Origin of the sequence: Ensifer sp. ENS03 (assembly GCF_014852035.1) — a bacterium.
GTDB classification, from domain to species: domain Bacteria; phylum Pseudomonadota; class Alphaproteobacteria; order Rhizobiales; family Rhizobiaceae; genus Ensifer; species Ensifer adhaerens.
On record NZ_JACVAV010000001.1, the window covers coordinates 1,275,974 to 1,298,230 of the forward strand.

Below are 22,257 nucleotides of genomic sequence, written 5' to 3' on the forward strand. Positions count from 1 at the left end.
CGGTCGCCCATGCGCTGCCCCTATTGCGGTTCTGAAGACAGTCAGGTGAAGGATTCCCGTCCGGCAGAGGACGGGAATGCCATTCGCCGCCGCCGGATTTGTCCGGATTGCGGAGGTCGTTTCACGACCTTCGAACGGGTGCAGTTGCGTGAACTGATGATCATCAAGAAAACCGGTCGGAAGGTTCCTTTCGACCGGGACAAGCTTCTGCGGTCCTTCGAGATTGCGCTGCGCAAGCGTCCGGTCGATCGCGACCGCATCGAGCGGGCGGTTTCCGGTATCGTCCGTCGCCTTGAAAGCTCCGGCGAGACCGAGATCCCTTCGGAAGAAATCGGCCTGCAGGTGCTCGAAGCGCTGAAGAGCCTCGATGACGTGGCCTTCGTGCGCTACGCTTCGGTCTATCGCGATTTCTCCCATGCGGAGGATTTCGAGAAGGTCATCACCGAGATCAGCGCCAAGATCGCGCGCGATCCCGGCGAGTAGATTACGCTGGATAGAGCCATGACAGCGCCCAACCGTGAAGACGAGAGGTTCATGGCCGCGGCGCTGAGGCTGGCTCGCCACCATCTCGGACAGACATCCACCAATCCCTCCGTCGCCTGCCTGATCGTCAAGGACGGCGTTATCGTCGGCCGGGCCGTAACCGCGCGGAGCGGCCGCCCGCATGCCGAAACCCAGGCACTGACGGAGGCCGGTGCGAAGGCGAGGGGTGCTACGGCCTATGTGACGCTGGAGCCTTGCTCCCATCACGGCAAGACGCCGCCTTGCGCCGATGCGCTTGTCGCCTCCGGCATATCCCGCGTGGTGATTTCGATCCTCGATCCGGACGTGCGGGTTGCCGGGCGTGGCGTCGTGCGCCTGCGCGATGCTGGCATCACCGTCGATATCGGTGTGCTCCCCGAGGAAGGGCATCACGCGCTTGAAGCCTACCTCATGCGCCAGGTCAGCAAGAGACCTTATGTGACTCTCAAGCTTGCGGTTTCGGCCGATGGCATGATCGGCCGCAAGGGCGAGGGGCAAGTGCGCATCACCGGTCCGATTTCGCGCGGGCAGGTACAGATGCTGCGCGCGGAGACCGACGCGATCCTGGTCGGGATCGGCACGGCTGCGGCTGACGATCCGGAACTGACTGTGCGCTTGCCGGGGCTCGAACATCGCTCGCCGTTGCGCATCGTTCTCGACCGCCGGCTCGACCTGCCGCTTTCCTCCAAACTGGTGTTAACGGCGCGGGAGGTCCCCGTCATCGTGGTCTCCAGCGACGGATCCGGCGATGCGGATGCGGACGTTGATGACGGCCGAGCAGCACGCAAGGCGGCCCTGGAGGCCGCCGGTGTCGAGGTGCTCGAAGCCGGCTCGATCGCCGACCTTCTTGCGGCACTCGCTTCCCGCGGTATCTCCTCGCTGATGGTCGAAGGCGGTGCTGTGGCTGCACGCGCCTTTCTCGATGCTGATCTGGTCGACCGTATCCAGCTCTACACCGGACCGGGGACCATTGGCGAAAACGGCATTGCATCCCCATTTGACCGTAAGTCCGTGCCGGCAGGCTTCCGGCGCGTCGCCGAGGCACGGTATGGCGGCGATCTGTTCGAGGAATACGAAAGAGAAAACTGATGTTCACAGGCATTGTTACCGATATCGGCACCGTCGACGCCGTCACCCCGCTGAAAGAAGGCATCAAGCTGCGTGTCGCCACGAGCTACGACCCGAAGACCATCGACATGGGTGCCTCGATCGCCCATTCCGGCGTCTGCCTGACGGTGACGGCTTTGCCTGAAGCCGGCAGCAACGAGCGCTGGTTCGAGGTCGAGGCCTGGGAAGAGGCGCTCCGCCTGACGACGATCGCCGGCTGGACCAAGGGAACGCGCATCAATCTCGAGCGCTCGCTGAAGATCGGCGACGAGCTCGGCGGCCACCTGGTTTCCGGCCATGTCGACGACAAGGCGGAAATTCTGTCGGTGGAAGCGGAAGGCGACGCTGTGCGCTTTCGTCTGCGGGCGCCTGAGCATCTGGCGAAATTCGTCGCGCCGAAGGGATCGGTCGCGCTCGACGGCACGTCGCTGACGGTCAACAAGGTCGCCGGCGCCGAGTTCGACGTGCTCCTGATCCGCCATTCGCTGGAGGTCACGACCTGGGGTGAGCGCAAGGCCGGCGATTTCGTCAACTTCGAGGTGGACACCATGGCGCGTTATGCGGCGCGCCTCGCCGAATTCCCGGCACCAAAGCCGGAGTAAGCCGACTTCCTCTTTTGCCGAATGCAAACCGCCCCCAATCGGGGGCGGTTCTGGTTTCGGGAGGTGTTGACACTCAACGCACGTAGAGGGTCAGGCTGCCATCGGCTGCCTGTTCGGCGCCGGCAATGTTGTTCATCTCGACATTCTGCGCCTTGAGCTTGGCTGCAAGCGGCTTGTTGCCTTCGACGGCCGCGTGCAGGGACGAAATCTGTTGCGGCGTCGCTTCGTTGATCCACATGCGCGTCTGGCTCGATTCCTTCAACGTATCCACGTCGACGACGTTGAAATGATCGCCCTTGAAATCGCGAACGGTGTGGTCGATTTCGGCCGGCCAGTTCATGGCTGCGCTCGCAGCATAGGAGACGCCGCCGAAGGAAAGGGCGGAGAGAGCAGCGATGACGGAAAGCTTGGCTATGCGGTTCATGGTCATGCTCCTTTGTTTACCGGCAACAAGGCGCAAGCCGACCCGTTACGGGAACGCGGAACCTTGCGGGTTTCCGGGCCGGTGAGGATCGCCCATTGCGGCGGCCAGCAAGGTTCGTTTGCGGGCGTTGTCACCCGCAAGCAAGGCGCTGGACTGTTTCGACTGATTGGTCGGCGTTTGCTCCCTTCTTGGGGAGGGCGCGTCGTGCCAACGACTAGGAAACTGGGCCGGAATGTGGCCCTTTCCATGGCGCTTGCGTCGGGAAAACAATTAAAAATTGTTCATGTTTCGGCGTGCGCGCGAGCCCTTCGGTCGCCTGTCGCGGCTGCTGCCTTCTGGTGGCGCTCGAACATGATCACGTGGTTGCCGTGATAGGTCGTTCGCCAGAATTCCTTGAAGCCGTGCTTCTCCGCGACCCGGATCGAAGCGCGGTTTCCGACGTCGATGATGCAGGTCTTGCGTAGCTTCGGAAACTGGTGGTCGGCCCACTTGAGCGCCGCACTGACGGCTTCCGTCGCCAGCCCCTTGCCGTGCGCTTTCGGTGACAACGCCCATCCGGTTTCCATCGTGCCTTCGAGCGAAGGCGTGATGGCGCGGTGCACGTCGTGGAAGCCGGCCTCGCCGAGAAAGCCCCCGGTCTCCCGGTCCTGGATGGCAAAGAAGCCGAAGCCGAAATAGTGCCACATGCCGACCTGGCGCAGGAATCGCGTCCAGGACTGTTCGCGCGTAAACGGCACCCCGCCGACATAGCGGATCACCTGGGCATCGCCGAACAGCGCGGAATAGGCGGGGAAATCGTCACGGCGGTAGGGGCGCAGGATGAGGCGGTCGGTCTCGATAATGGGAACGCTATGCATATTCGATCCTAAGCTGTGATGAAATCAGGCGCCGGGCTCGCCGTCCCAGTAGTCGACATCGCTTTCCGGACGGCCGGTGAAAAGGAAGCGTCTTTGGCCATCGGAACCACGCGTCCTGGCAAGGAATTTGCCGGAGTCCGGATACTCGCAGATTTCCGTGGCCGCCTTGGTCGAGATGGAAAGGTACTTGAGCGGCACCGAGCCGGTGTTGATCAGGTGGTGGGCCGTTTCCGGTCCACCCGCAGGGGCGCCCAGAATGTCGCCGGGGCCGACCGGATATCGCTCGCTGCCGAAGCGATACGTGCCTTCGCCTTCGATGATGATGAAAAGTTCTTCTTCGACGTGATGATTGTGGAACGGGCAGCCGGACTTGCCCGGCGGTACTTCACCGTAGCCGATGCCCAGATCCTTGAGGCCGAGTAGCGCGCCGAAGGCGGCGTCGCGGGATTCGAAAAAGGTGCCTTGCGTCCAGTGGTCGAGTTCTAGGTTTTTGGGATTAACGATCGGCTTTTTCGTATCGGTCACATGTTCCTCCCTCGCGTACCGTTGTCGCGGCAACGCTAATACGTTCTATCCGTGTCGCGCGTTCGTCCCGTCGTCAACCTGCGATCGCTAAAATTAGCGACGATGGTTACAGGAATACATCCTAGTGTTGCAATCCATTGGCGAAAGCATATGGGCGCTATCGCGCGTTGGTTTAACGCCGAGCTGCGCGGTCACGTTCGTCTGCCGATCAGCGCCGTGGCGACCTCGTGAAGACACCTGGCGATCCCAACGCAAAGGGTTTTCATTTCTTCGGTCGGTGGCAGGAGATCGGGCACCATGACCGTCATCATGCCGGCAGACGAAGCCGAACGCACGCCGTTGTGGCTGTCTTCGAGAGCGAGGCAATACTGCGGCGCGATACCGAGCCGACTTGCAGCCGTCAGGAAGGGGGCCGGGTGCGGCTTGCCATGATCGTAGTCGCCATAGGCAACGACCGTCGGGAAGCGGTCGCGCAATCCGTGCCGGTCGAGATTGCGCTGGACGTCGTGATGTTGTGACGAGGTGGCAATCGCAAACGGCAGGCCCATGCCGTCAAGCAGGTCGAGGAGATCGACGACGCCAGGCTTCAGCCGCAGCTCGGTCGTCGCCATTGTCGCAAATTGCGCCGAGGCACGCTCCCAGAACTGAGCGAGGTCGAAGGCATCGCCGAAGCGACCGCGAAGCAACATGCGCGTCGCCTCGGCCGAAAGCCCGATCGTATCGAGATAAAGGGAGACAGGCATGTTGTGACCGAGCGCTGCCGCTGTCTGGATCATCGCGTCGCGGTAGAGCGCTTCGGTGTCGAAGAGCAATCCGTCCATGTCGAAGACGACGCCAAGAGGTTTCATGGGCAGGACGATGTTGGTCGAACCGATTTCGGGCATACGAAAAATCCAGCTTGATATCGACGGCTTCGAACTTGGAACCAGCAACGCGGCCGCACAAGACGCACGGCACTGGCATTTTGCAGCGGCAACGGCCGCATGTTACGGCCCTGTAAACGCGGCAAAAGGCCGTCTGCGGCGGAATTTGCTTGCCATTCGGCGCCGGGCGTGGTTTTACCGCCGCCTCAGCCGGTCGCATCCGGCGCGGAACTCTCAAAGACAGGTGATCCATGGCAGAGACCACGGCAGCCCACATCCTGATTGTGGAAGCGCGTTTCTATGACGATATGGCCGATGCATTGCTCGACGGCGCCAAGCATGCGCTGGACGCAGCCGGGGCCACCTATGATATCGTGACGGTTCCGGGTGCGCTCGAAATCCCGCCGGCGATTGCCATGGCACTCGACGGCGCCGACGAGGGCGGCACCGAATATGATGGTTTCGTGGCCCTTGGCATGGTCATTCGCGGCGAAACCTACCATTTTGACATCGTCGCGAACGAGTCTTCGCGCGCGATCATGGACCTCGCCGTCAGCGAGAGCCTTGCGATCGGCAATGGTATCCTGACGGTGGAGAACGACGACCAGGCCTGGGCGCGCGCCCGCCGGTCGGAAGGCGACAAGGGTGGCTTTGCTGCGCGTGCGGCACTGACCATGATTGAACTTAAGAAGAAATTGGGCACGGAAAAGTGACGAAAACCCCCTCGGATCAACCGCTGAAGCAGGTCAACCAGCGCGGTGCAGCACGCCTCGCTGCGGTGCAGGCGCTCTATCAGATGGACATCGGCGGCACCGGTGTCCTGGAAGTGGTTGCTGAATACGAAGCGCATCGCCTCGGACAGGATGTCGACGGCGACACCTACCTGAAGGCTGACGCCTCCTGGTTCCGGTCGATTGTCGCCGGTGTCGTGCGCGACCAGCGCAAGCTTGATCCGCTGATCGGCTCGGCCCTCCAGGACGACTGGGCTCTGTCGCGCCTCGATTCCACCGTGCGTGCCATCTTGCGCGCGGGCACATTCGAGATGCTCGAGCGCAAGGACGTGCCGGTTCCGGTGATCGTCACGGAGTATGTCGAGATCGCCAAGGCTTTCTTCTCGGATGATGAGCCCAAGCTGGTCAATGCCGTTCTCGACCGAATTGCCAAGCAGGTCCGCGGCGAACCGAGGAAGTAAGGTCGATGGTTGCGGCTGCTGCTGAGGACATGGGGAACACCCTTCGCGAAACACGCCGCAACGTTTACCTCCTGACAGCCGCACAGGCCGTTCTTGGCGTCGTCGGCCCCATCTGCTTTTCGGTCGGCGGTGTCGCCGGCTACCAGATGCTGGCGGAGGACAAGTCGCTGGCCACCGCGCCGCTCACCGCCTTTAACGTCGGCATGGCGCTCGGCGTCGTGCTGGTTGCGGTGTTGTCGCGCGTGATCGGCCGCCGCTTCGCCTTCATGAGCGGGACCGCAATCGCGGCCGCCGGGGCAGCACTCGCCGCCGTCGCGCTCTTCCGCGAGAATTTCTGGCTTTTCGCCTTCGCCCTTGCGATGCTCGGCTCGTCGAACGGCTTTACGCAGAAGCTGCGGTTCGCTGCCGCCGACGCCTCGCCGTCGTTCTACAAGCCCAAGGCAATCTCGCTGATCCTTGGCGGCGGCATCGTTTCGGCCGTTCTCGGTCCGCAGATCGTCATTTTTGCTGGCGACCTGTTCGCGCCGGTTTCCTTTGCCGGGGCTTTCGTCGTCCTGATGCCGATTTGCCTGGTTGCAGCCCTGTTTTTCGCGCCGCTGCGGCTGCCCGAGCCGGGCGCAATGGTGAGTGCCCACCACGATCAGTCTGTGCGTCCCCTCGGCGAGATTGTCCGCAGCCAACGCTTCGCCACCGGCATGATCTGCGGCATTTCCAGCTACGCGCTGATGACCTTCATGATGACCGGGGCGCCGGTCGCCATGGTGATCGGCTGCGGCTTCTCGACCGAACTCGCCACGCTCGGCATCCAGTGGCACGTGCTGGCGATGTTCGCGCCAAGCTTCGTCACCGGCATGCTCATCAGCCGCTTTGGCGCCGAGCGCATCGTCGGCTGCGGCCTCCTTCTGCTGATGGCGTGCGCGGCGGTTGCGCATATGGGTATCGAGCTCTGGAACTTCTGGAGCGCGCTCGTATTGCTCGGCCTTGGCTGGAATTTCGGCTTCATCGGCTCGACGGCGATCGTTGCCAGCAGCTATCGCCCACAGGAGGCCGACAAGGTTCAGGCCTTCCACGACATCATCCTGTTCACCACGGTGGCGCTGTCGTCGTTTGCCTCGGGCAAGGTGCTCACCGCCTATGGCTGGGACATGCTGAACGCGGTCGTGTGGCCGGTAACGATCGTCTGCCTTATCCTCCTGCTGCTCCTGAAGCGGGCGCCGCGCAAGGCCGCCGCCTAACGCTCCATTCCCCTGAAATCTAAAGCGAACGAGGCGCCGCCAGTGGCGTTTCTCGGGGCTTGACGATCTCCTGTTGCAACCGCACTCTGGCCGCGCCGTGAGGGGTGCTGCTTGAGGAGGTGGTGCGTGATTCGCGGTTTTGAGGGGCCTGCGGCCGGGAGTGAGTCCGCGGGTTGTAACGGAGGGTAATGCGAAATGACCATTTTATTGGGCGTTATCGCATGCGGGTTGCTCGCGGTGGCTTATGCCATCTGGGCAACACAGTCGGTGCTTGCCGCCGACCAGGGGAACGCCCGCATGCAAGAAATCGCAGGCTACATTCGTGAAGGGGCGCAGGCCTATCTCACGCGTCAATACAAGACCATTGCCATTGTCGGCGTCGTCGTATTCATCGCCGCTTGGGTTCTTCTTTCTCCCGCCGCCGCTTTCGGCTTTCTGATCGGTGCGATCCTTTCGGGTGCCGCGGGTTTCATCGGCATGCATGTTTCGGTCCGGGCAAACGTCCGCACTGCCCAGGCGGCGTCCGTGAGCCTCGCCTCCGGCCTCGATATCGCATTCAAATCCGGCGCGATCACCGGCCTTCTTGTGGCCGGCCTCGCGCTCCTTGGCGTCTCGGTCTACTACGTCGTCCTCACGGCCGGCCTGGGTCATGAGCCCGCCTCGCGCGAAGTCATCGACGCACTGGTGTCGCTCGGCTTCGGCGCATCGCTGATTTCGATCTTCGCCCGTCTCGGCGGTGGCATCTTTACCAAGGGTGCCGACGTCGGCGGCGACCTCGTCGGCAAGGTCGAAGCAGGCATTCCCGAGGATGATCCGCGGAACCCGGCAACCATCGCCGACAACGTCGGCGACAATGTCGGCGACTGCGCCGGCATGGCAGCCGACCTCTTCGAGACCTATGCGGTCTCGGTCGTGGCGACCATGGTTCTGGCGGCGATCTTCTTTGCCGGCACGCCTGTGCTTGCAACCGTCATGGTCTATCCGCTCGCCATCTGCGCGGCTTGCATCATCACCTCGATCGTCGGCACCTTCTTCGTGAAGCTCGGGTCCAACAACTCGATCATGGGTGCGCTCTACAGGGGCCTGATCGTGACCGGTGTCCTGTCGATCCTCGGTCTCGGCGCCGCCACGTCCTTCACCATCGGCTGGGGCACGATCGGCACCGTCGCCGGCAAGGAGATCACCGGCTGGAATCTGTTCCTCTGCGGTATTCTCGGCCTGATCGTAACGGCCCTGATCGTGGTGATCACGGAATACTATACCGGCACCAACAAGCGGCCGGTCAACTCGATAGCCCAGGCGTCGGTGACCGGTCACGGCACCAACGTGATCCAGGGCCTGGCCGTCTCGCTGGAATCGACGGCTTTGCCGGCGATAGTCATCGTCGGCGGCATCATCGCGACCTACCAGCTTGCCGGCCTCTTCGGCACTGGCATCGCCGTCACCGCCATGCTTGGCCTTGCCGGCATGATCGTGGCGCTCGACGCCTTCGGTCCGGTCACCGACAATGCCGGCGGCATCGCGGAAATGTCGCATCTGCCGCCGGAAGTGCGTAAATCCACCGACGCGCTCGACGCCGTCGGCAACACCACCAAGGCCGTCACCAAGGGCTACGCGATCGGCTCGGCCGGTCTCGGCGCGCTGGTGCTCTTCGCCGCCTACTCGAACGACCTCAGCTACTTTGCCGCCAACGGCGACAAGTATCCGTACTTCGCCGATGTCGGGCAGATCTCCTTCGATCTCTCCAACCCCTATGTAGTCGCGGGTTTGATCTTCGGCGGCCTCATTCCCTACCTCTTCGGCGGTATCGCGATGACTGCGGTCGGCCGTGCGGCCGGGTCGATCGTCGAAGAGGTTCGCCGCCAGTTCCGCGAGAAGCCCGGCATCATGCAGGGGACCGAACGGCCGGATTATGGCCGCGCCGTCGACCTTCTGACAAAAGCGGCGATCCGCGAAATGGTCATTCCTTCGCTGCTCCCGGTGTTGGCGCCGATTGTCGTATATTTCGGCGTGCTGCTGCTCTCGGGCTCGAAGGCTTCGGCTTTCGCGGCTCTCGGTGCCTCTCTGCTCGGTGTCATCGTCAACGGCCTCTTCGTGGCGATCTCGATGACCTCGGGCGGCGGTGCCTGGGACAACGCCAAGAAGAGCTTCGAGGACGGGTTTGTCGACAAGAATGGCGAACGCCATCTGAAGGGCTCCGACGCCCACAAGGCGTCGGTAACCGGCGACACCGTCGGCGACCCCTATAAGGACACGGCCGGGCCGGCTGTGAACCCGGCGATCAAGATCACCAACATCGTGGCGCTCTTGCTTCTGGCCGTCCTCGCCTGATCGCATCGATGCGCAAACAAAGGCCCGCGGAACATCGTTCCGCGGGCCTTTGTTTGGAATGGGGAGGCTTAGTTGCCGAAGTCCTTGAACAGGCTGCGCGCCGCGGCCTGACCGGCGCCGGGGCCCGTCAGCAGCTGGCCGAGGAAGCTCGTTTCCTTGCCACCTGTCGGCGTCGTGCGTGTCAGCATGTCGAAGACCTTGCCGTCCTTCAGCGTATAGTGAGCCAGCTGGCTGACGGTGCCTTCCTTGTCGAAATAGACGGCCAGGATCGATTGGTCGATCAGCTTGGGCTTCATGAAGGCGACAGGGCGCTTGCGCGTCTGCGAGATGTAGTAGAACACTTCGTTGTCGAAGGTCGCGGTCGTCGACGGCGTGCCGAGCGAGAGCAGCACCTGCTCGCGGCTGGAACCGACCGGAACGAGGTTTAGCGTTTCCTGATCAACCACATAGCCCTGATGGAGAACTTCACCGACATTGGCGGACTGGCAGGCGGAAAGGGTAAAACCGGCGATGGTGGCTACGACCGCCACGCGGCCGAGGGTCTTAAATTTTTTTCTCAAATACCGCTTCGTCAACGACAGCTCCCCTTGGAGAAACGATGGCAGATCCGCCATTGCAATTCGTGCCTGCTTCGGTAAACCAGCTTCGGCTGTCATGCAACAACGTCATGGGCGCTTGCGCGCATTTCGAGAAAGCCAAGCCCGAGCTTTGTGATGATTTTTGGACTGTTTAAAAGAAAAAGTGGCAACACCGCGATTGTCGAGCGGCAATATGCATTGCTGACGGCGGCGGCACGCCAGCCCTACCTTTACACCGACCTCGATGTTCCGGACACGGTCATGGGCCGGTTCGAGATGCTGTCGGCGACGCTGATCCTCTATTTCCGCCGCACACGTGCGTCGGCAAGGCCTGGCCAGGAAATCGCCCAGGAGATCATCGATGCCTTCTTCGAGGATGTGGATCACTCGATCCGCGAGCTCGGCGTCGGCGATGCCGGCGTGCCGAAGAAGATGAAGAAGTTGGCCGGCATGTATTACGGTCGACTCGAATCCTATGCGGCGGCGCTGGAAGCAAGGGACGTCGAGGCCCTGGCGGCAGCGCTCAGGCGCAACTTCCATCCTGATGGCGGCGACGCGGCGCCTTCGATGGTTGCGCTTGCTGGCTATCTGCTGGCGGTTGAGGCCCAGCTCGTCGATGTCGCGGAAGACGCCGTCGAAATCGGCCAGTTGCACATTCCGCCGGCTGGGGCGTAATAGAAAACAAGAGCGTCGCCACCGGCAGCCGGTTGGCGGCTGCGTTCGCGATGGGTACCAGGTAGCCCGCGCGAGGAAGGATCCAATCATGAAAGACGAAAGTCAGGCGGCCTTTTCTTATCCGGTGAAAGTAGGGCACATTTCGGCGAACGCGGTCAGCGTGCATCTCTCCGCCAACGAGCGCGAGCGCAAGGCGCTTGCCGCGCTTTGGAACATCAACGAGGTTCTGTCGCTCGAAGCCGACCTGCAGATCGCGCGCTGGAAGAAGGATGGCGTGAAGATCAAGGGCGACGTCAGGGCCCGCGTCGTGCAGAGCTGTGTCGTCACTCTTGAGCCGGTCGAAGCCGATATCGACGAACCGGTCGAAGCGATCTTCGTGCCCGAGGGCTCGCGGCTTGCCCGCCAGGCGAGCAATGACGGTGGCGAGATGATTCTCGACCCTGACGGCCCCGATATTCCCGATACCTTTATCGGCGACACCATCGACGCCGGCGTCGTCGTGAGCGAGCAGGTTGCACTCGCGATCGAGCCTTATCCCCGTAAGCCCGGCGTGACGTTCGGCGAGCGCATCGAGAGCACATCTGCCGATGACAAGAAGCCGAACCCCTTTGCGGTCCTGAAGGACTGGAAAAAGGACTGAGGTCGCGAAAGCGTCATCTACAATTCGGTTGTCACGCAAAGGAAAAGCAGTATTTTGGCCCCAAACCGGCCAGAAGAGCCGCTAAAGCGATCTGCCGCGTGCTTGGCTCAAGCGTCAGAAGCAATATGTTTCGTCAATGCGTTTCCGTTGAGTACGCCGCGGCGGCACGTGTTGTGTGGCAGAAATGAAGGATAAGACACGCGTGGTCAGAATTTCACTTGACGTGATGGGGGGCGACTATGGTCCTGAAGTCGTCATCCCCGGCGCCGCAAGGGCGCTTGAACGTCATCCGGACATCAAGTTCGTTTTGTTCGGCATCGAAGCGCAGTGCGCGGGCCTCCTTGAAAAACATCCGAAGCTGAAGGCCAACAGCACCTTTTACGACTGCGAGATTGCAGTCGCCATGGACGAGAAGCCGAGCCAGGCGCTTCGCCGCGGCCGCGGCAAGTCAAGCATGTGGAAAGCGATCGACGCGATCAATGCCGGCGAGGCAGATGTCGTCGTTTCCGCCGGCAATACCGGCGCGCTGATGGCCATGTCGGTCTTCTGTCTGCGCACCATGCAGGGAATTCAACGGCCGGCGATCGCCGCCATCTGGCCGACGCTGAAAGGCGAGAGCATCGTGCTCGATGTCGGCGCGACGATCGGCGCGGACGCGCAGCAATTGATGGATTTCGCGCTGATGGGCGGCGCCATGGCACGGGCGCTGTTCGAGATCGAGCGGCCGATGGTCGGGCTGCTGAATGTCGGCGTCGAGGAAATCAAGGGACAGGAAGAGGTCAAGGAAGCCGGCCGCCTGATCCGTGAGGCCAACATCGACGGCTTCGACTATTACGGCTTCGTCGAGGGCGACGACATCGGTCGCGGGACCGTCGACGTTGTCGTCACGGAAGGTTTTTCCGGCAACATCGCACTCAAGGCCGCCGAAGGCACCGCGCGCCAGATCGCCGAATATCTGCGCGCGGCGATGTCGCGCACGCTTCTTGCCAAGATAGGCTACATCCTGGCCAAGGGCGCATTCGACCGCCTGCGGGAGAAGATGGACCCGAGGAAGGTCAATGGCGGCGTGTTCCTCGGCCTCAATGGCGTCGTGATCAAGAGCCATGGTGGTGCAGATGCCGAGGGTTTTGCAGCCGCGATCGATGTCGGCTACGACATGGTGAAGAATGGCCTGAAGTCGAAGATCGAGCTCGATCTGGCGAAGTACCATGGCGGCGAACCGCCCAAGGCCCTTTCCGCCGGCATGAATGATGAGGTTTGAATAGATGATCCGTTCCGTCGTTCGCGGTTTCGGCGCAGCTTTGCCGAAGCGCGTGGTCACCAATCAGGAGCTGGAATCCAAGGTCGATACGTCCGATGAGTGGATCGTGCAGCGCACCGGCATCCGGCAGCGCTACATCGCCGGCGAGGGCGAAACCACAGCGTCGCTCGGCGAAGGTGCCGCGCGTGCTGCGCTCGCCAATGCTGGGCTTACCCCTGATGATATCGACCTGATCATCCTGGCGACCTCCACTCCCGACAACACGTTTCCGGCAACAGCTGTCAACATCCAGGACCGCCTCGGTATGCGCCATGGCGCGGCCTTCGACATGCAGGCGGTCTGCTCGGGCTTCGTCTACGCGGTTACCACGGCGGATGCCTATATCCGCGGTGGGCTTGCCAAGCGCGTGCTGGTGATCGGCTCGGAGACCTTCTCGCGTATCCTCGACTGGAACGACCGCACGACCTGCGTGCTCTTCGGTGACGGCGCCGGCGCCATCATCCTGGAAGCCCAGGAAGGCGAGGGCACCATTGCCGACCGGGGCGTGCTGACGGCGAAGCTTCGCTCCGACGGCGCACATCGCGACAAGCTCTATGTGGATGGCGGCCCTTCGACCACTGGGACGGTCGGCCATCTGAAGATGGAAGGCCGCGAAGTCTTCAAGCACGCGGTCGGCATGATCACCGATGTGATCGAGGCTGCCTTCGAGGCGACCGGGACGACGGCCGAAGATCTGGATTGGCTGGTGCCGCACCAGGCCAACCGGCGCATCATCGACGGCTCCGCCAAGAAGCTCGGCATCCCTCTCGATAAGGTTGTGGTCACGGTCGATCTCCATGGCAACACCTCCGCAGCCTCCATTCCGCTGGCGTTGAATGCGGCGGCGGGCGACGGCCGGATCAAGAAGGGCGACCTCGTCCTGCTCGAGGCCATGGGCGGCGGCTTCACCTGGGGCTCCGTGCTTCTCCGCTGGTAAAGAAATTGCTTAAGCAACAGACGCTTGACCGCAAAAGGCAAGGGCAATAGTCTTCGGACGCTGATCGGCGTACCAGACGTTGGTGGGGGAAGATGAGCGGAAAAACAGTAACACGGGCGGACTTGGCTGAGTCGGTTTTTCGCAAGGTGGGTCTGTCGAGGACAGAGTCTGCCGAATTGGTGGAAACCGTCATTGACGAAATATGCAACGCAATCGTGCGTGGCGAGAGTGTGAAGCTGTCCTCTTTCGCGACCTTCCAGGTCCGCGACAAGAACGAACGCATCGGGCGAAACCCGAAAACCGGCGAGGAAGTGCCGATTTCGCCCCGGCGCGTGATGACCTTCAAGGCGTCGAATGTCTTGAAGCAGCGCGTCCTGAAGGCGCATCTGGGCCGCAGGGCCAAGCAGAAACCGGTATCTCCCGTTTCGTGAACGCCTGACGACAGCCACAAATGTGGTTGAAAACCCATCCATAAGCCGTTGAAATGGAGCCGATTCGTGCCATCATTGGCGCGGTATCGGCTTCACTACGGCTTTCGAGCCTGAGTCGCACGGCATGGATTGGGAACGATATGGAAAAGAGCCCGGACGCTTTTCGCACCATCAGCGAGGTCGCTGACGATCTCGATCTGCCGCAGCATGTCCTGCGTTTCTGGGAAACCCGCTTCCAGCAAATCAAGCCGATGAAGCGCGGCGGCGGCCGGCGGTACTACCGGCCGGAGGATGTCGACCTTCTGAAGGGTATCCGGCATCTGCTCTATGATCACGGGTATACGATCAAGGGCGTGCAGAAGCTCCTGAAGACCAACGGGAACAAGTTCGTCGCGGCGATTGCAAGCGGGGATCTCGCGACCGTCGAGGCGCTGGCAGCCTCCAGCAACGAGGAGCCGGCACCGCCGAAGGCTGGTCTTTCCGAGGAGGATCAGATCGTCGGCCGCGCCAAGGCGCCGGCGAGCCGCCGTTTCTTCTCCTTCGGCGGCAACAGCGACGACGTGCCGGAGATCTCGCTCGGAAAATCCTCGTCCGTGGGCAAGGAAGATCGCGCCCTGCTTCAGGAGGCGCTCTACGACCTCCTGGAATGCAAGCGGCTTCTCGACCAGGTGCGCTGAGAAAGCCATTTCAGGCGATTATCAAGACCGGTTCCGCACGGCCGAACGTCTGCCGAATACGGTTGCCTCACAGACACCTTTTACACGATTGCCAAGATGGTGCCGTCTGCGGGCTTCCCGCCGAAGAGGGGCATATACGCATCCGTCCGCAGGGCGCCCGCGCGATTATCCCAGCAAGGATTGAAAGCGTCAGTAGGAGATCCGGAAGCCGCCGGGGCTCGCCGCGGAGACGTCGGGCTCCGGGTAGGGGCCGGTCCACTGCGCATAGGTCGTGTTGGTCGAACCGGAGGTCGCACAGCCGGAGAGCGTGAGAAGCGCAAGCGCGGTGAGGGCCATAAGGGACTTAAGAGGCATGGTTTTCTCCTAGAAGGGGAGACGCTCCAGGCCTCAAGGGCCAGTATCAAACTGTCCCTCAATTCATCCATGATGGCAAGCTCACGTTGCGTTAGGCAGCAAGTTTCGAGCGACGGGATCTCGTTTTGGTGAAGGTTCGGTAGACGGACGGCCGGGCGGTGAGTTTCTCGTCAAGCAGCATCGGAACTTGCAGACACCCAGTGGCGCTCCACGGTCGCATCACAGGTGCGACGCCATGCTGTGAGTTTCCGGAAAGTCCCGTTGGACCTTCGGTTCCCAAACATACTTTTCCACGCCGTTTGTTCCTTTTTCGATCCAGGCCGCATTTTCCCGCTTGCGCTCTAAGCGTTGGTTATATAGGGATTTCCTCGGTTCGGAGCGTAGCGCAGCCCGGTAGCGCACTTGACTGGGGGTCAAGGGGTCGTGGGTTCGAATCCCGCCGCTCCGACCATTTTCCTCTTTGATTTCAGTCATACAGCAGCGCTACCGCAATTGGCGGCTGGCGGTAGCCAGCAATTCCACGCGTAAAATCGCGCATTCGGGAACCTATTGCCCGGGCAAAAATCTCAAACGCCTGCTGATTTGTTTCGCTTTGGTCCACCGTGTCTGCTCCGAGATCGGATGCGGTTTTGTCGCTTGCGCCTGACAAAATTTATCGCCCATCGGAAATCGCTAAAATGCCTCGTTCCGGTGCGATGGTCCACGCGGCTGGGGTCGATCGCCGTCCTCGCGAAAGTGATGGAATGGCCTCATGGCGGGCGTCTGTCTGCCAAAGGAGGAAATGCAATGAAGACGTTTTCGAAGATTTTTGCCGCGTCGTTGCTCGGGCTTTCGGCCCTGACGGCAATGCCGCTCATCTCGGCGTCCGGCACTGCCCGTGCAGACGACGCCGTCATCCTCGTTCCGGGCCAGCCCACCGGCTCGCCGGGCGATACGGGTACAGCGAGTTCCAACCCGGACACCGGTGCTCCGAGCTCGAACCCTGATACCGGCACCGCAAACGCCAACGGTGATACCGGGGCGCCGAGTTCAAATCCCGATACCGGTGGCGGTTCGGGCGCAGAAGGGTCGACGCCTTAGGCGATCCTGCAACCGCAGCAAAAGAGGTCCTTCAGCAGGGCCTCTTTTTCTGTTTCCCGATAATACAGCGCGGCAATCACGTCGTTCTTTCTGCGCTACCTGGTTGACTGGAGCAGGTCGACCGTCTGCCGCTTTGAGGCCGCCTTCTGGTAGAGGGCCTCTGTGTGATCGAGCATGACGGCGAGCGTAAAGCGGTCTTTCAGGTTTTCGGCGCTAGCCGACAGGGCCTTGAAGGTTTCGGGCTCCGCCGCCTGGATCATGGTCTTGGCGAGCGCGGACGTGTCGTCGCTATTGGGCAGGATATAACCGTTCCGCCCGTCCTCGATCACCGTGCGCGCGCCACCGATGTCGGTTGCGATGATCGCCTTGCCGGCGGCGGCCCCTTCGAGCATCACATAGGACATGGCCTCGTAGCGGCTTGGCATCACCAGGAGGTCGAAGGCGGGAACGGCTTGCGGGCCGGTGAAGGCGGAGGTCAAATGCATGCGGTTCTGCAGTCCGCTTTCGGCGATCGCCTTGCGAAGGTCACCTTCGAGCTCGCCGCTGCCGACCATGACCAGGTGGCTGTTTCTGACGGAAGCTGCGACACTCTTGAACGCTGCGATCAGCCGTTCCGGCGCCTTCTGTGCGGAAAGTCGTCCAACGAAGCCGAAGACGAAAGCGTCCGGCGCGATCCCGAAGCTCGCGCGCAGCGTCTGCGCCATTTCGCATGAGGGCGGTGCCACGCCGTTGACGATCACCGACATGCGCTTCTCGGGCATATGCAGCGAGAGCGCATGGTGGAACTCGTCGTCGGAAACGCAGATCAGGTGATCGGTAAAGAAACGGGCCAGTGCCCATTCGATCGTGCCGTAGATCAACCGTCCACCACGGCCGAGCGTCGGGTCCAGTGTGCGAAAGGCGTGGGGCGTGTAGATCCGCGGAACATGAGAGCCAGGCAGCCGCAGGCGTGTCAGCGCACCGGCCTTGGAACTGTGGCCATGGATGATGTCGAAACTGTTGGCCCGCATGATGCGGCGGAGTTCGAGAAAGCAGCCGACGTCAGACGGTCCGGGTGCGCGCTTCATGTTGACGGCGTGTACGGCAGGCAGGCCGATTGCCTTCAGTTCACGAACGAAACCTTCCTCGGCGCGCACCGGCGAATAGACGGCCTCGACGTGATGCCCGCGCTTGTGCATGCCGCGGCACAGATCGAGGAAGTGCCGGCCCGAGCCGCCGCCGCTCGGCTCCAGCACCTGCAGGAGCTTCAGGGGAGGGGCCGGCGACCGGCGCGGAACCAGATGTTCCATGGTCAGGAGCTCCGGCCGGCGCGCGCCTGCCGGCGATGGCGATATTCAAGGGCGGCGCATCCCCAGATGATTCCGATGAGCAGATAGAAGTGGCGCCAATGGTCCGTGTCGATGACATTGCCGACCCCGACATGGCCGAGGACGGCGACCCAGGCGATCATCAGATAGGTCTGCCATGGGCGGTTGAGCAGCAGAAAGCGAAAGCCGAGCGAGAGCGTCCAGACGATCAGCGTCACGTAACTGACAAAGCCGAGCCAGCCGTAGGACGTCAGCGACTTCAGCCAGACGTTGTGCTCATCCTCCGGGAAGATCGTGCTGAAGACCATCGGGCCGATGCCGAGCGGCTTTTCCATCGACATCAGGAAGCCGAGGCGATGGCGATCGAAGCGGCCGAGGTGGCCGCCGTCATAATCCTGCACCAGCTGCGAGCGGCTGGAAAAGAGTGTTGCGACCTGCTCGGACTGCAGCGCGACGAGGAGGGCGCCGACGATCATGATCCCGCCGACGAGAGCCAACACCAGAATCCGCAGGCGGAAGAGGCCGTTTCGCTCCTTGAGCAGCATGACGAAGACGAAGGCGACGACACAGAAGAGGTTGAGGGCCCAGGCCGCGCGGGAGAACGAAAGAAAGACGCCAAGCGCCAGCACCATCAGCGCGGCGATCTTCGGGGGGGCCTTCTGGATGGGCTGCGTGAGGATGCCGTGGATGAGGTACATGGCCGGCACCGAGAGGAACGGGCCAAAGACGTTCGGATCCTGGAACGCGCCCTTGGCGCGGCCATAGAGCGTGAAGCTTTCCGCGCCCGGCACGGCGCCGAAATAGCCGAGGATGCCGAGCAGGGCGGTGATGATGGCCGCCGCCGTCCAGGCATTGAAGATCAGCCGCAGGCGTTCGTGGCGGTCCTCGATGATGGCTGCGAAGAAGACCGAGGAGAGCGCGAGGAAGCCGGAGACCGCCATGTACATCGGCCCCTTCGTCAGGTCTGTCATGACCGTCAGGGACAGGATGCCGCCGACCATGAACAGGGTCAGAAGCGTCAGCAGCGGTGCGACGCTGCGCGAGATCTTGAGGCCCACGAGCGCCCAAAGGCCGATGAGCGCGACCAGGAACAGCTCATAGGGCGCCGGCTCGAAAATGACGAAGCCGGAGAGAAACACGGCAAAGGCGACGAGCCCGGAGCCGAGCAGCGAGAGCGCCGCGAGCTGGGGGCGAGCGATCGGGAGCCGACCTGAATCGACGGTGCTCAATAGGCGTTCTCGGTATTGAGAAGCCGGAACGGCGTCAGGAACAGGATCTTGAGATCGAAGAGCAACGACCAGTTTTCGATGTAGTGCAGGTCGAAGGCGGTGCGCAGGCGGATCTTGTCGTCATTGTCGATCTCGCCGCGCCAGCCGTTGATCTGCGCCCAGCCGGTGACGCCGGGCTTGACGCGGTGGCGGGCGAAATAGCCTTCGACGACGTCGGAATAGGTTCGGTTCTGGGTCTGGGCGAGCACGGCGTGCGGCCGCGGCCCAACGAGCGACAGCTCGCCCTTCAGCACGTTGAAGATCTGCGGCAGCTCGTCGATCGAGGACTTGCGGATGAAACGGCCGACGGGGGTGACGCGCGGGTCGCGCTTGGTCACGGCGTTGCGGGCCGTCGGGTCGCTCATATGCGTATACATCGAGCGGAACTTGTAGACCTCGATGGTCTCGTTGTTGAAGCCGTGCCGCTTCTGCTTGAAGATGATCGGGCCCGGGGACGTCGCTTTGACGGCGATCGCCGCGCCGAGCATGATCGGCCACAGAAGCACGAGGGCGACCAGGCTGAAGAAGATGTCGAAGCCGCGCTTGGCGACCGAGTCCCAATCGGCGATCGGCTTGTCGAAGATGTCGAGCATGGGGACATCGCCGACATGGGAGTAGCTGCGCGGGCGGAACCGCAGGTTGTTGGCGTGGGCGGCGAGCCGGATGTCGACCGGCAGGATCCAGAGCTTCTTCAGAAGCTGGAGAATGCGCTTCTCCGCCGTCAGCGGCAACGAGATGATCAGCATGTCGATGCGCGCCAGGCGGGCGAATTCCACCAGTTCGTCGACCGTTCCAAGCTTCGGGTAGCCGGCGATCACATTGGGCGAGCGGCGCTCGTCGCGGTCGTCGAAAATGCCGCAGATGCGGATGTCGTTGTCGGGCTGGTCCTCGAGCGTGCGGATCAGGTCCTTGGCCGGCTGGCCGCCGCCGACGACGACCGCGCGGCGTTCCATCGTGCCGTTTCGGGCCCAATGGCGGATGGAATAGGCGATGAAGGCGCGCTCCGCGATTAGAAAGATTGCGCCGCCGATGAACCAGCCGCCGAACCAGACGCGCGAATACTGGTGACCGGATTTCAGAAAGAACAGCGCGATGGCAATGCCGCCAAACGCGATGGCCCAGGAGGCGAGGATGCGCGGCATCACCCGCAGCCAGGCGCGCAGCGCCGGGATCTGATAGGTGTCGGCGATCTGCATGGCGGCGACCGCCAATGCGGAACCACCGACGAGAATTGCCAGGTACAGCGGCAGTTGTTCGAAGCCCGGCTGGACATAGAGCGCGTTGATGGCATAGCCGATCGTAAAGAGCGCGCTGAATTCGAACAGGCGCATCAGCCCCATGATCATCGCAGGCGAATAGGTATCGGCGCTGAACTGCTCGGCGATCTGCCGCGCCAGCGGATTGAGATCCGTGGTCGTTGTTTCGCCCGGCATTTCGCCGGGCGCGCGGGCGCGGATTTCCGAAATCTTCTTGCGAAGCGCTTCGGGATCGAACGAACCCGGGCGGTCAAACTTGTTCATGGCTGTCTTCCGGCGCTGAAGTCCCTCAGCCGGGATAGCAGAAAGCCACTAAGAAACGCTTACGTTGTGGGCAACACGCTATCGGCGGGCGGCTGGTAACGGCACAATTCCCGATAGAGGCTTAGCATATCCGCCGACATTACCGAAGCTGCAAATTGCGACTTGAACGTGCTCGGATCGGGCATCACACGTGCCGCCCAGTCCTTCTCGGTGATTGCGCGGGCCATGATGTCGGCGAGCGACCGGGCATTGGCGGGTTCGGCAAGTGCGGTGCTGTCGCGTCCGAGAATTTCCGGGATGCCGCCGACACGGCTGGCGATGACCGGCTTCCGCGCGGCAAGCGCCTCGAGCACGATATAGGGCATGGACTCGGCGCGCGAGGGAACGACGATGTTGCGCGTCAGCGCGAAGGCCTCGCGCGTCTTCATCGCCGGCTGCATGCGGATGCGGCGGGCGAGGCCCTGCTGCAGCACCAGATCGCTGTATTCCTGCTGCTGCGGGCCGTCGCCGATCATCAGCGCCGACAGCGGCCTGCCGACAAGCCTTTCGGTCTGGGCGAAAGCTTCCACAAACAGATCGGGACCCTTCAGGTCCCGCATCATGCCGATATAGAGAAAGTCGACCGCATCCGGCCCAGGCGGGACGGTCTCGAACTCCCGGTCGTCTATGCCGTTGTAGATCAGTTCGTTGCGCTCACGCGGCGCGCCGACCTTTGCGAAATAGGTCTGCCGCTCGAAATCGCAGACGAAGACGAGGGCGTCGGTAATCCGCTGCTGGATCCGCTCCGCCGGGAAGACCAGCCGGCCTGTCATAGAGCCTGGACGGTAGTGCAGGCTGCCGCCATGCGGCGAATAGAGGCGGGCTACGCGATACCTGTTGACCCGCAAGGCTGAACCGATGAGCCGGGCAATGACGCCGCCTTTGGCGCCGTGCCCATGCAACACATCCGGTCGCAAACTTCTGATTTCCTTATAGCCGCGCCACAACGCGGCAAAATCCGACGGCCCGACCGAGCGATGGATCGGCATCCGTATCAGGCCGAGCGCCAGATAGGGGCGGATTTCGTCGAACAACCGATCCTCGTGACTGCCGCCTGTCGTGCTGTCGCAGAGGATCCCGACCTCATGGCCGGCCTTGGCATGCGCCTCGGCCAGGTCGCGCACGTGGCGGAATATCCCGCCGACAGGCGACCTGAAGCAGTGGATGATGCGCAAAGGCCGCTCTTGTTGCATCGAGATCAGAACAGGCGTTCGCGAACATAGATCGTGTCGCCGGCAAGAACCGCGTCGGTGATCGGAACCCGGCCGGTGATGATGCGGCCATTGATCTTGCGCGTGATGTCGGCGTTCGACTGATTGGCGCGCGGAGAGAAGCCGCCGGCGACCGCGATCGCGTTCTGCACGGTCATGCCGGGCACATAGGCATATTGGCCAGCCTGGCCGACTTCGCCCATGATGAAGACGGAACGGTAGCGATCGACCTCGATCGTGACGTCTGGATCGCGCAGATAGCCCTGCTTCAGCTTGGCGGCGATCATGCCCTCCAGTTCGGGCAGGGTCCTGCCGCGCGAGGCGACGGTGCCGATCAGGGGGAAGGCGACGTAACCGGCCTGATCGACCGTGTAAGTGCCGCTGAGACCGGCCTGTTCGAAGACATTGATGCGCAGGCGGTCGCCGCTGTCGAGCCGATAGGGCTGGATCGTGGCTTCACTGAAGGCCTTGGGCGCGGGCTGGTAGCTCGTGCAGCCGCCGAGCAACATCGACAGCGCTGCCGCCGTGATCGCGAGACCCGTCTTGATAGCTGCGGTGGACATGCGGTTCATAGGCTCCGGA

At 62.4% G+C, this 22,257-nt stretch carries 25 protein-coding genes and 1 tRNA gene; 15 read left to right on the forward strand and 11 right to left on the reverse strand.

The genetic code is table 11. The features are described from left to right. Positions 1-9 precede the first annotated feature (9 nt). From nrdR to IB263_RS06250, 3 genes are read left to right on the forward strand one after another with little or no spacing between them, the layout of a single operon-like run. Entirely contained in the window at positions 10-483 is a 474-nt protein-coding gene (gene nrdR / locus IB263_RS06240; RefSeq protein ID WP_034803756.1) for a transcriptional regulator NrdR, read from the forward strand. Between the two features lie 18 nt (positions 484-501). Further along, entirely contained in the window at positions 502-1,611 is a 1,110-nt protein-coding gene (ribD, locus tag IB263_RS06245) for a bifunctional diaminohydroxyphosphoribosylaminopyrimidine deaminase/5-amino-6-(5-phosphoribosylamino)uracil reductase RibD (protein WP_113293499.1), read from the forward strand. Further along, a complete protein-coding gene (locus IB263_RS06250) occupies positions 1,611-2,231 on the forward strand; it encodes a riboflavin synthase (RefSeq protein WP_060522164.1) in 621 nt (206 codons plus the stop codon). Before ribD ends, IB263_RS06250 begins: the two co-directional genes overlap by 1 nt. A gap of 73 nt (positions 2,232-2,304) precedes the next feature. Here IB263_RS06250 and IB263_RS06255 read toward each other — a convergent pair whose 3' ends face one another. The 4 genes from IB263_RS06255 to IB263_RS06270 form a co-directional block, all read right to left on the reverse strand. Next, entirely contained in the window at positions 2,305-2,655 is a 351-nt protein-coding gene (locus IB263_RS06255) for a hypothetical protein (protein WP_034803749.1), read from the reverse strand. Positions 2,656-2,936: 281 nt separating this feature from the next. Then, positions 2,937-3,512: a GNAT family N-acetyltransferase gene (locus IB263_RS06260; RefSeq protein WP_192437952.1), complete on the reverse strand. Its 576-nt coding sequence runs from the start codon at positions 3,510-3,512 to the stop codon at positions 2,937-2,939. A 24-nt stretch (positions 3,513-3,536) separates the two neighbouring features. After that, positions 3,537-4,037 carry a cupin domain-containing protein gene (locus tag IB263_RS06265; RefSeq protein ID WP_034803747.1) on the reverse strand — a complete coding sequence of 167 codons (501 nt, stop codon included), beginning with the start codon at positions 4,035-4,037 and terminating at the stop codon, positions 3,537-3,539. Between the two features lie 191 nt (positions 4,038-4,228). Continuing rightward, positions 4,229-4,921, reverse strand: coding sequence for an HAD family phosphatase (locus tag IB263_RS06270; RefSeq protein ID WP_060522167.1), 693 nt, complete (start codon positions 4,919-4,921; stop codon positions 4,229-4,231). 230 nt (positions 4,922-5,151) lie between these two features. On the opposite strand from IB263_RS06270, the gene ribH reads away from it, so the two are divergent. The 4 genes from ribH to IB263_RS06290 all read left to right on the forward strand — a co-directional run bounded on the left by ribH (position 5,152) and on the right by IB263_RS06290 (position 9,658). After that, positions 5,152-5,613, forward strand: coding sequence for a 6,7-dimethyl-8-ribityllumazine synthase (gene ribH, locus IB263_RS06275; protein WP_034803742.1), 462 nt, complete (start codon positions 5,152-5,154; stop codon positions 5,611-5,613). Further along, the gene (gene nusB, locus IB263_RS06280) at positions 5,610-6,092 is read left to right on the forward strand and encodes a transcription antitermination factor NusB (protein ID WP_034803740.1); all 483 of its coding nucleotides are present in this window, start codon (positions 5,610-5,612) and stop codon (positions 6,090-6,092) included. Before ribH ends, nusB begins: the two co-directional genes overlap by 4 nt. Positions 6,093-6,097: 5 nt before the next feature. Then, positions 6,098-7,327 (forward strand): MFS transporter, encoded by a 1,230-nt coding sequence (locus IB263_RS06285; protein ID WP_371814040.1) that lies wholly within the window; start codon positions 6,098-6,100, stop codon positions 7,325-7,327. A 195-nt stretch (positions 7,328-7,522) separates the two neighbouring features. Beyond that, positions 7,523-9,658 carry a sodium-translocating pyrophosphatase gene (locus IB263_RS06290; RefSeq protein ID WP_060522169.1) on the forward strand — a complete coding sequence of 712 codons (2,136 nt, stop codon included), beginning with the start codon at positions 7,523-7,525 and terminating at the stop codon, positions 9,656-9,658. 68 nt (positions 9,659-9,726) lie between these two features. On the opposite strand, the gene IB263_RS06295 is transcribed toward IB263_RS06290, so the two are convergent. After that, the gene (locus IB263_RS06295) at positions 9,727-10,233 is read right to left on the reverse strand and encodes an outer membrane protein assembly factor BamE (protein WP_192437954.1); all 507 of its coding nucleotides are present in this window, start codon (positions 10,231-10,233) and stop codon (positions 9,727-9,729) included. A gap of 138 nt (positions 10,234-10,371) precedes the next feature. Between IB263_RS06295 and IB263_RS06300 the strand changes: the two genes are divergently transcribed. The 6 genes from IB263_RS06300 (at position 10,372) to IB263_RS06325 (ending at position 14,896) form a co-directional block, all read left to right on the forward strand. Next, positions 10,372-10,911, forward strand: coding sequence for a ubiquinol-cytochrome C chaperone family protein (locus tag IB263_RS06300; RefSeq protein WP_034803730.1), 540 nt, complete (start codon positions 10,372-10,374; stop codon positions 10,909-10,911). An 88-nt stretch (positions 10,912-10,999) separates the two neighbouring features. Then, on the forward strand, positions 11,000-11,551 hold the full coding sequence (locus IB263_RS06305) for a DUF177 domain-containing protein (protein ID WP_034803727.1): 552 nt from the start codon (positions 11,000-11,002) through the stop codon (positions 11,549-11,551). A 202-nt stretch (positions 11,552-11,753) separates the two neighbouring features. Then, entirely contained in the window at positions 11,754-12,812 is a 1,059-nt protein-coding gene (plsX, locus tag IB263_RS06310) for a phosphate acyltransferase PlsX (RefSeq protein ID WP_034804255.1), read from the forward strand. A gap of 4 nt (positions 12,813-12,816) precedes the next feature. Further along, positions 12,817-13,788, forward strand: coding sequence for a beta-ketoacyl-ACP synthase III (locus IB263_RS06315; RefSeq protein WP_034803724.1), 972 nt, complete (start codon positions 12,817-12,819; stop codon positions 13,786-13,788). A gap of 92 nt (positions 13,789-13,880) precedes the next feature. Continuing rightward, a complete protein-coding gene (locus tag IB263_RS06320; protein ID WP_034803721.1) occupies positions 13,881-14,219 on the forward strand; it encodes an integration host factor subunit alpha in 339 nt (112 codons plus the stop codon). A gap of 140 nt (positions 14,220-14,359) precedes the next feature. Then, positions 14,360-14,896 (forward strand): MerR family transcriptional regulator, encoded by a 537-nt coding sequence (locus tag IB263_RS06325; RefSeq protein WP_060580887.1) that lies wholly within the window; start codon positions 14,360-14,362, stop codon positions 14,894-14,896. 189 nt (positions 14,897-15,085) lie between these two features. On the opposite strand, the gene IB263_RS06330 is transcribed toward IB263_RS06325, so the two are convergent. After that, entirely contained in the window at positions 15,086-15,250 is a 165-nt protein-coding gene (locus IB263_RS06330) for a hypothetical protein (protein ID WP_089043959.1), read from the reverse strand. A gap of 374 nt (positions 15,251-15,624) precedes the next feature. Between IB263_RS06330 and IB263_RS06335 the strand changes: the two genes are divergently transcribed. Continuing rightward, positions 15,625-15,701, forward strand: a tRNA-Pro gene (locus IB263_RS06335). A gap of 335 nt (positions 15,702-16,036) precedes the next feature. Next, a complete protein-coding gene (locus IB263_RS06340) occupies positions 16,037-16,330 on the forward strand; it encodes a hypothetical protein (protein ID WP_034803714.1) in 294 nt (97 codons plus the stop codon). Positions 16,331-16,425: 95 nt separating this feature from the next. Here the strand turns inward: IB263_RS06340 and IB263_RS06345 are convergent, their stop codons facing one another. The 5 genes from IB263_RS06345 to IB263_RS06365 are packed head-to-tail and all read right to left on the reverse strand — an operon-like array spanning position 16,426 to position 22,238. Then, positions 16,426-17,619 (reverse strand): glycosyltransferase, encoded by a 1,194-nt coding sequence (locus IB263_RS06345; protein ID WP_192437956.1) that lies wholly within the window; start codon positions 17,617-17,619, stop codon positions 16,426-16,428. A 2-nt stretch (positions 17,620-17,621) separates the two neighbouring features. Beyond that, positions 17,622-18,866 (reverse strand): O-antigen ligase, encoded by a 1,245-nt coding sequence (locus IB263_RS06350; protein WP_089044026.1) that lies wholly within the window; start codon positions 18,864-18,866, stop codon positions 17,622-17,624. Next, the gene (locus IB263_RS06355) at positions 18,863-20,425 is read right to left on the reverse strand and encodes an undecaprenyl-phosphate glucose phosphotransferase (protein WP_034803694.1); all 1,563 of its coding nucleotides are present in this window, start codon (positions 20,423-20,425) and stop codon (positions 18,863-18,865) included. Before IB263_RS06355 ends, IB263_RS06350 begins: the two co-directional genes overlap by 4 nt. 59 nt (positions 20,426-20,484) lie before the next feature. Next, entirely contained in the window at positions 20,485-21,657 is a 1,173-nt protein-coding gene (locus IB263_RS06360) for a glycosyltransferase family 4 protein (RefSeq protein ID WP_060522174.1), read from the reverse strand. 5 nt (positions 21,658-21,662) lie between these two features. After that, positions 21,663-22,238 (reverse strand): polysaccharide biosynthesis/export family protein, encoded by a 576-nt coding sequence (locus tag IB263_RS06365; RefSeq protein ID WP_034804249.1) that lies wholly within the window; start codon positions 22,236-22,238, stop codon positions 21,663-21,665. Positions 22,239-22,257: the final 19 nt, after the last annotated feature.